Annotated in this window: 3 protein-coding genes; all 3 read left to right on the top strand. The window is 60.1% G+C overall.

Annotation, left to right across the window (positions count from 1 at the left end):
- The first annotated feature begins 135 nt into the window (after positions 1-135).
- From recC to recD, 3 genes are read left to right on the top strand one after another with little or no spacing between them, the layout of a single operon-like run.
- Positions 136-3,588, top strand: coding sequence for an exodeoxyribonuclease V subunit gamma (gene recC, locus NTD85_RS05960; protein ID WP_262141680.1), 3,453 nt, complete (start codon positions 136-138; stop codon positions 3,586-3,588).
- Positions 3,585-7,274: an exodeoxyribonuclease V subunit beta gene (recB, locus tag NTD85_RS05955; RefSeq protein WP_262141679.1), complete on the top strand. Its 3,690-nt coding sequence runs from the start codon at positions 3,585-3,587 to the stop codon at positions 7,272-7,274. The genes recC and recB overlap by 4 nt, the downstream gene beginning before the upstream one ends.
- Positions 7,271-9,370 carry an exodeoxyribonuclease V subunit alpha gene (gene recD / locus NTD85_RS05950; protein ID WP_262141678.1) on the top strand — a complete coding sequence of 700 codons (2,100 nt, stop codon included), beginning with the start codon at positions 7,271-7,273 and terminating at the stop codon, positions 9,368-9,370. Before recB ends, recD begins: the two co-directional genes overlap by 4 nt.
- Positions 9,371-9,466 lie beyond the last annotated feature (96 nt).

The raw sequence follows: 9,466 nt of genomic DNA, 5'->3' as shown, positions 1-9,466 counted from the left end.
TTGCGAAAGCAGTTGGGGTTTTGTTTTGCCCGCAGGAAAGTTCCTACAGCACGCGGTAGATCCTTCCGGCTGTCACAGCCTGTCGACAGTGCTAAGGTTCTGCCCTGGCTTTTGTACTTTTCCAAGGAAGCTTTTATGCCGGACGCCTCGTCCCTCAATGCTGCATTCATGGTGGTTCAGAGCAATAGTCTGGATGAACTGCGCAGCCTGGTGGTCAGCATTATGCGGCGCTATCCATTGGCGCCCTTGGAGAACGAAATCGCTCTGGTGCAGAGCAACGGTATCGCCCAATGGCTCAAGCTGGCCTTGGCGGAAGACCCTGAAGGGGACGACCTCGGTGGTTGCGGGATAGCCGCTGCGATCGATGTGCAGCTCCCCGGCAGTTTCATGTGGCAGCTTTACCGTATGGTGCTGGGCCGAGAAGAAATTCCGGCCAAGTCTCTGCTCGACAAAGCCCCATTGACCTGGCGACTGATGCGTCTGTTACCGCAAGTTATTGAGCGCCCCCATTTCGAGCCGCTACAACGCTTCCTCACCCATGACACCGATTTGCGTAAACGCTACCAGTTGTCCGAACGCCTGGCAGACCTATTTGACCAGTATCAAGTGTATCGAGCCGACTGGCTTGAGGATTGGGCCGTAGGTCGGCACCAGCTACGCAATGTCAGAGGTGAGGTAAAGCCACTGCCCCCGGTCAGTTGCTGGCAGGCTGAATTGTGGCGTGCCCTGCTGGTGGATGTCGGTGAGCAGGGTATGGCTCAGAGCCGGGCCGGCGTTCACCAGCGGTTTATCGAGCGCATAAACTCTCTTGAGCATGCACCTGCAGGGCTACCCTCGAGAGTGATTGTGTTTGGCATCTCATCATTGCCGGCCCAGGTGCTTGAAGCATTGGCCGGGCTTGCACGTTTCAGCCAGGTGCTGTTGTGTGTGCACAACCCTTGTCGACATCACTGGGCCGATATCGTCGCCGACAAGGATCTGCTGCGCCATCAATACAAGCGTCAGAGTCGCAAGACCGGCATGCCGGTCGCGCTCGATCCTGAAGCGCTGCACCAACACGCTCATCCGCTACTCGCCGCCTGGGGCAAACAAGGTCGCGACTATATTAATCTGCTCGACAGTTATGATGACCCCAACAGCTATCGTGCGGCATTCCGTGACGGACGCATCGACCTGTTCAGCGAAGCGCAGCCGCAAAACCTGCTCAATCAACTTCAGGACGATATCCTCGAGTTGCGGCCACTCAATGAAACGCGTGAGCACTGGCCCGCCGTCGACCTGACGCAGGATGAGTCGATCCGTTTTCACATAGCCCACAGTGCACAGCGCGAAGTGGAGATTCTCCACGACCAGTTACTCGCACGCTTCAGTGCCAATCCGGATCTGCGTCCACGGGATGTAATCGTGATGGTGCCCGACATCGACAGCTATGCGCCGCATATCCGGGCGGTGTTTGGCCAACTGGATCGGCATGATTCACGCTTCATTCCGTTTACCCTGGCCGACCAGGGCCAGCGTGGCCGCGACCCATTGCTGATTGCGGTCGAACATCTGCTCAAGTTGCCGGACAGTCGTTTTCCGGTCAGTGAGATCCTCGACCTGCTCGATGTTCCCGCATTACGTGCCCGTTTTGGCGTGCAGGAGCGCGACTTGCCGACTCTGCATCGCTGGATCGAAGGGGCGGGAGTGCGCTGGGGAATGAACGCCGAGCAGCGTGCCGGTCTGGGCTTGCCGGATGAGCTGGAGCAAAACAGCTGGCATTTCGGCTTGCGGCGAATGTTGCTCGGGTACGCGGTCGGCAGCTCCAATGCCTGCGCAGGTATAGAACCCTACGATGAAATCGGTGGTCTGGATGCCGCGTTGATCGGGCCATTGGTTGCGCTGCTGGATGCCTTGGAGCTGGCCCATCATGAGCTCACTCAGGCTGCTCAACCCAAGGTGTGGGGACAGCGACTGCAAGTGCTGATGCAGCTGTTCTTCAAGGCCAGCAACGAGCACGACGATTATCTGCTCACGCAACTTGAGGAACTGCGCGAGACCTGGCTGCAGACCTGTGAATCTGTGGGATTAGTAGAAGAATTGCCGTTGACGGTGGTTCGAGAAGCCTGGCTCGCGGGACTGGATCAGGGGCGCCTGTCCCAGCGTTTTCTTGCCGGCGCAGTAAATTTTTGCACGCTGATGCCCATGCGCGCGATCCCGTTCAAGCTTGTCTGTTTGCTGGGGATGAACGATGGCGATTACCCTCGGGCGCAACCGCCACTGGACTTCGACCTCATGGGCAGCGACTACCGGCCTGGGGACCGCTCCCGGCGCGAGGATGATCGTTATCTGTTGCTTGAAGCGCTGCTGTCTGCGCGCTGTCAGCTGTACATCAGTTGGGTCGGACGCAGCATCCGTGACAACAGTGAGCGGCCAGCTTCGGTATTGATCGGCCAGTTGCGTGACCACCTCGCCAGTGGCTGGCGGCTCATCGACGAGCATCAGGATCTGTTGAGTGCCATGACCGAGGAGCATCCGCTGCAACCGTTCAGCTCGCGCTATTTCCATGAAGGCGATCAGCTATTCAGCTATGCCCGCGAGTGGCAGGTATTGCACCAGAGCCATGAGCCACTGCATGAGGCCGAGCTACTCGCGCCTCATGTTCAGGAAGAGCCACTGAGTCTGCCCCTTCTACAGGATTTCTTGCGTAACCCGGTCCGGCACTTTTTCACTCAGCGACTCAAAGTGTATTTCGAGGCCGCCGAGGCGCCCCTGGCTGACGAAGAACCTTTTGTGCTGGACGCACTGCAGCGCTACATGCTCAGCGACAGTCTGCTCGATGCCGCACTCCGGCAGCCGGACAATATTGATCGAGCGCTCGAAGATCAGGCTCGGCGTTTGCAGAACAGTGGATTGCTGCCCATGGCCGGTTTCGGGGAATGTCTCCAGAGGGAGTTGATCGAGCCGTTGCCGGATTTGCTGCAGCGTTACCAACAACTACTGGCTTTGTGGCCGACGCCATTGACCAGTGCGATACCGATCAATCTTGAGTTACAGGGCGTGCGTGTTGATGGTTGGCTCGCCGGTTTGCATCAACGCGCTGACGGTGGAGTATTATCAGTCACGACCATCCCCAACAGCATCGGCTCGATCAAAAGTCGAAAATGGCATCGCTTGACCAAGCCTTGGGTCAATCACTTGGTAGCCTGCGCCAGCGGACTCTTGCTGACCACCGCGTTAGTGGCGAGTGACGATACCCTTCTGCTTGAGCCTATGGAGCAGGATAGAGCGGTTCGTTTCCTTGGTGATCTGCTGCTAGCCTGGCAGGCCGGCATGCGCCAGCCATTGCCGATTGCGGTAAAAACGGCCTTCGCCTGGCTTACTCAGACTGACCCGCTCAAGGCCGAGGCTGCTGCCCGTAAAGCCTACGAAGGTGACGGTCAGAACAGCGAAGGTGAACGCCGCGAGAGCCCTGCGCTCTCCCGACAATTCGCTGACTTTGATGCGTTGATGGCGGACGAAACTTTTTCCGGTTGGTGCGACGCGTTGTATCGCCCCTTGTATGAAGCGCCGTGGCGTTCCTTGAATAGCGATGGAGCACGCACATGAGCACCAGGACACCGCTGGCCCTGGCATTCCCGCTGCACGGCAGTCAACTCATCGAAGCCAGTGCCGGCACCGGCAAGACCTTCACCATTTCTGCTCTCTATCTGCGTCTCATCCTTGGGCACGGCGGCGAGTCGAACGGCTTCGGGCGAGAACTATTGCCACCGCAGATTCTTGTGGTGACATTCACCGATGCCGCCACCAAAGAGTTGCGTGAACGAATCCGTACGCGACTGGCTGAGGCGGCGCGCTTTTTTCGCGAAGAAACCCCGGCACCGGACGGACTGATCGCCGAACTGCGTGAACAGTTTGATCCGTCACAATGGCCCGGCTGCGCCAATCGCCTGGACATCGCCGCACAATGGATGGACGAAGCGGCCGTCTCGACCATTCACAGTTGGTGCCAGCGCATGCTGCGCGAACATGCGTTCGACAGCGGCAGCCTGTTTACACAGTCCCTGGAAACCGATCACAGCGATCTGCTTGGCGAAGTGCTGCGCGATTATTGGCGACTGTTCTGTTACCCGATGCAGGGCGACGCGCTGAATTGGGTTCGTGGAAACTGGGGCGGGCCGGCAGCGCTGTTGCCGCGAGTGCGAGGTCTGTTTGGCAGTGAGCGCGACAGCGACGAAGGCAAGGCACCTGCGCAGTTGATCGAAGAGTGTCTGCAAGAACGGCGTGCCGCGTTGCTCGAGCTGAAGATGCCTTGGCGGCAGTGGGCAGATGAACTGCTGATGATCTGTCACGAGGGCGTGGCGAGCAAAGCCGTCGACGGGCGCAAGATGCAGGCGCGCTACTTTGAGCCCTGGTTCGAAAAGCTCAAGGCCTGGGCTGAAGACGAGGCCATGGAGCAACTGGATATCGGCACCGGCTTCACCCGATTGACCCCGGACGGGATGGCCGAAGCCTGGAAGGGCCAGGCACCGAGTCATCCTGCTCTGGACGCGATGCCGGGGCTCAAGGCGAGCCTCGACGCATTGCCGACCCCCGATGCTGCTGTATTGCAGCATGCGGCGAGATGGGTGGGTGCACGCTTTGAGGAAGAGAAGCGTCGTCGCGCAGAAATGGGCTTCGACGATATGCTGTTGCGCCTCGATGCTGCGCTGCAATCCGACAGCGGCGAGCGCTTGGCGGCGGTAATCCGCGAACAGTTTCCGGTTGCCCTGATCGATGAGTTTCAGGACACCGACCCGGTGCAATATCGGATCTTCGAGAGTATCTACCGCATTGAAGACAACAGTCCGGACACTGGTCTGTTCCTGATCGGCGACCCCAAACAGGCGATTTACGCGTTCCGTGGCGCCGATATCTACACCTACCTGCGTGCGCGTCAGGCCACCACCGGCCGCCTGCATACGCTGGGTACCAATTTCCGTTCCAGCCATGGCATGGTGAGTGCGGTCAACCATGTATTCGAACGCGCCGAATCCCGTGATCTGGGACGCGGCGCGTTTTTGTTTCGGGAAAAAACCGGGGAAAACCCGGTTCCCTTTCAGCCGGTTGAGTCTCAGGGACGCAAAGAGCGATTGCAGATCGCCGGGCTAGATGTCGCGGCGCTGAATGTCTGGCAGTTGTCCACCGATCAGCCCCTGTCCGGCGCGGTCTATCGCCAGCAGTTGGCGGGGGCCTGTGCCAGTGAGATCACGGCGTTGCTCAATGGCGGGCAAACCGGTGCCGCGGGATTCGTTCAGGAAGGTAAGGTCTTCCGGGGCTTGCGGCCTTCCGATATTGCAATTCTGGTGCGCGACGGCAAAGAGGCTCAGGCGGTACGCGCAGAGCTTGCTGCCCGTGGGGTGCGCAGCGTTTATCTGTCTGACAAGGACTCGGTCTTCGCCGCCCAGGAGGCGCACGATCTGCTGTCCTGGCTCAAGGCCTGCGCCGAGCCGGATGTCGAGCGTTCACTGAAGGCCGCGCTGGCCTGCATCACCCTCAATCTGCCTCTGGCTGAACTGGAGCGACTGAATCAGGACGAGTTGGTCTGGGAAGCCCGGGTCATGCAGTTCCGTGGTTATCGCGAGCTGTGGCGCAAGCAAGGCGTGTTGCCGATGTTGCGGCGTCTGCTGCACGACTTTCACTTGCCGCAGACCCTGATCGCACGCAGTGATGGCGAGCGGGTGCTGACCAACCTCTTGCACCTGTCGGAGCTGATGCAGCAGGCCGCAGCGGAACTCGATGGCGAGCAAGCGCTGATTCGTCATCTGGCCGAACTTCTGGCGTTGTCCGGTCAGGCCGGTGAAGAGCAGATATTACGTTTGGAGAGCGACGAGCAACTGGTCAAGGTAGTGACCATCCACAAGTCGAAAGGGCTCGAGTATCCATTGGTGTTCCTGCCCTTCATCTGCTCGGCAAAACCGGTGGATGGCAGTCGCTTGCCGTTGCATTACCACGATGCCTCGGGCAAGGCTCAGGTGACGCTGAAACCGACTGCCGAGTTGATCGCCCTGGCAGACGATGAGCGTCTGGCCGAAGATCTGCGACTGCTCTACGTCGCCCTGACTCGCGCACAGCATGCATGCTGGCTGGGTGTAACGGATCTCAAACGCGGTAATAACAACAGTTCGGTGCTTCATCTTTCGGCGCTTGGCTATCTGCTGGGTGGCGGTGCAAGGCTGGATGAATCAACCGGCTTGAGCCGTTGGTTGCTGGATCTGCAACAAGACTGTCCGGCAATAAACCTGGGTGAAATGCCGCAGGCCAGGCAGGAGACTTATCGTCCCGAGTGCAATGAAGCGATCCTCAGTGCCACATTGGTACCAAAGCGCAAGGCCAGCGAGAACTGGTGGATTGCCTCCTACAGTGCCTTGCGCATCAGTGATGTGTTGAGTGTTGGCAGTGATGAGGCGCCAGACAGTCCGCAAGCGCAAAAACTGTTTGATGATGAGCGCCTCGATCCGGATGCGCCGCGAGATATCGTGGCCGGCGGCGCCGATATCCATCGGTTCCCCCGTGGACCCAACCCGGGCACCTTTCTTCACGGCTTGCTGGAGTGGGCTGGCGATGAAGGTTTTGCCGTTCCCTACGAATCGATCAAGGATGCGATTGGCCGACGCTGCAACCTGCGCGGATGGGAAGGCTGGATCACCACTCTGAGTGACTGGCTGCATCACCTGCTCAAGTCCCCGTTGCCGACTGGAAGCGGACAGTCTCCGGTCGTGCTTGAGCAACTGAAACAGTACCGCGTCGAGATGGAGTTCTGGTTCGCCAGCCACAAGGTCGATGTTCTCAAGCTCGATGAGTGGGTGCGCCAGTACACCCACAACGGTGTGGCCCGGGTGGCCGCCGAGCCGGTACAACTCAACGGCATGTTCAAGGGCTTCATCGACCTGACTTTCGAACACGAGGGGCGCTATTACGTCGCTGACTACAAATCCAACTGGCTGGGCGTCGACGATGCGGCCTATACCGAGCAAGCCATGGAACGGTCGATCCTCGACAACCGTTACGACCTGCAATACGTGCTGTACCTGTTGGCATTGCATCGGCAATTGAAGGCGCGGCTGCCCGACTACGATTACGACCGACATGTCGGCGGTGCGTTGTATGTGTTCCTGCGGGGAACCCGGGCTGACAGTCGCGGCGTGTATTTCGCGCGCCCGCCGCGTGAGCTGATCGAGCGGCTGGATCGTCTGTTCCAGGGTAAGCCGGAACCCAAGGCCGAGCCCGCATGGGAACAGGGAGTCCTGCTATGAATCGTACATTCGCCGATCTGTCATCGGGTATCGACCACGTGTCGAGCCTGGCGCCGCTGACGAGTGCTGCAGATCTACTGCTGTTGCTGGATCGCTGGGTCGAGCGAGGCTGGCTGCGGTCGCTGGACAAGGCCTTCGTTGCCTTTCTGCACGAACTCGCGCCCGAGTCCGATCCGCTGGTGTTGCTCGCCGCCGCGCTGACCAGCCATCAGTTGGGGCACGGGCATGTGTGTCTGGATCTGTTCGAAACCCTCAAGGCCCCGGATTTCGCGCTATCGCTGCCACCCGAAGGCGATGTGCAGAGTGGCGTATTGCTGCTGCCTTCACAGTTGCTCGAAACACTGGACGGCAGCCATTGGTGCAAGGCGTTGGCGAGCGGTTCTCTGGTTGCACTGGCGGCGGACACCAGCGAGGCCGCGCAGCAGCGACCTTTGGTGTTGTCCGGCAAGCGTCTGTATCTGCGGCGCTACTGGGCCTATGAGCGCCGTATTGACCGGGCGTTGCGCACACGCCTGGCTCAAGGTGAAACGCCGCCCGATGACCTGCCCCAGCGTCTTGATGAGTTGTTCGGCCCCGTCAGGCCGGATGCGGTGGTCGACTGGCAGAAACTCGCCTGCGCCCTTGCGACCCGTGGAGCCTTCAGCATCATCACGGGTGGCCCGGGTACCGGCAAGACCACCACAGTGGTGCGCCTGTTGGCGTTGCTCCAGGCACCTGCCGTGGAGGCCGGTCAGCCGCTGCGGATTCGCCTGGCAGCACCCACCGGCAAAGCCGCTGCGCGGTTGACCGAGTCCATCAGCCAGCAGGTGCAGTCGCTGAAGGTCGCCGAAGCCGTTCGCAAGAAAATCCCCTGCGACGTGACCACCGTGCACCGTCTGCTCGGCAGTCGTCCCGGTACCCGACACTTTCGTCATCATGCCGGCAACCGCTTGCCGCTGGATGTGCTGGTGGTCGACGAAGCGTCGATGATCGACCTGGAAATGATGGCCAATCTGCTTGATGCCTTGCCGGCGCATGCGCGTCTGGTGTTGCTTGGCGACAAGGATCAGCTCGCCTCCGTGGAGGCGGGTGCGGTGCTCGGCGATCTGTGCCGCGATGCCGAGGCTGGCTGGTACAACTCGCAGACCCGGCAATGGCTGGAGTCGGTCAGTGGTGAGTCATTGCAGAACAGCGGTTTGCACGAAGACAACGACGGTTCGCATCCCCTGGCGCAGCAACTGGTGATGCTGCGCCACTCCCGGCGTTTCGGTGAAGGCAGCGGCATCGGTCAACTGGCGCGGCGGGTCAATCAGCAGTTGCCGGATGAGGCGCGCCAGTTGCTGGCGGCCGGACACTACGACGATGTGTTTTCCCTGCCGCTCAGGGGCGAACATGATCACAAGCTGGAGCGGCTGTTGCTCGAAGGCCATGGCGACGGGCCACAGGGCTACCGCCACTATCTGAGCGTGCTGCGCAATCAACGCCCTCCGGCGGGCAGACCGCTGGAGCATCCAGACTGGATCAACTGGGCACGGGACGTACTGCAGGCATTCGACGCGTTCCAGTTGTTGTGCGCCGTGCGCAAGGGCCCTTGGGGTGTCGAAGGGCTGAATCTGCGGATTACCGAAGCCTTGCTCAAAGCGCGCCTGATCGAACATGACCAGCAATGGTACGAAGGCCGTCCGGTGTTGATGACCCGCAACGACTATGGCCTGGGCCTGATGAACGGCGACATCGGCATTGCGCTCAAGCTGCCCGAGCGTGAAGGGCCGGACGCCGGTAAACCGGTATTGCGCGTGGCCTTTCCGCGTAACGACGGCCAGGGCGGCGTGCGCTTCGTGCTGCCGAGTCGGCTTAACGACGTTGAAACGGTGTATGCCATGACCGTGCACAAATCCCAGGGTTCGGAGTTCGCGCACACCGCACTGATCCTGCCGGATGCCCTGAATCCGGTGCTGACCAAGGAACTGATCTACACCGGGATCACTCGCGCGAAAAACTGGTTCACCCTGATCGAACCTCGCGCAGGCGTGTTCGAAGAGGCCGTGCAACGCAAGGTCAAACGCCTGAGCGGATTGATGCTGGAACTGGAGGAGGGTGGCGAGGCTCGGGGATGAAAGATCTGGCGATTGGCGGCGGTTACTGACCAGCCGGTCAGAAGGCGCTGTCTCGCTGGTGTTACTCCGCTGTGCTATCGTTGCGGCATCATTTCG

Origin of the sequence: Pseudomonas sp. 13B_3.2_Bac1, assembly GCF_025466205.1 — a bacterium.
Classification (GTDB): domain Bacteria; phylum Pseudomonadota; class Gammaproteobacteria; order Pseudomonadales; family Pseudomonadaceae; genus Aquipseudomonas; species Aquipseudomonas fluorescens_H.
The sequence above is the reverse complement of the archived record's forward strand: the minus strand, read 5'-3'. Positions and strand labels throughout refer to the sequence as shown.

Coding starts and splice junctions, on each gene's coding strand:
- recC (WP_262141680.1), top strand. CDS start 136: ATGCCGGACGCCTCGTCCCTCAATGCTGCATTCATGGTGGTTCAGAGC.
- recB (WP_262141679.1), top strand. CDS start 3,585: ATGAGCACCAGGACACCGCTGGCCCTGGCATTCCCGCTGCACGGCAGT.
- recD (WP_262141678.1), top strand. CDS start 7,271: ATGAATCGTACATTCGCCGATCTGTCATCGGGTATCGACCACGTGTCG.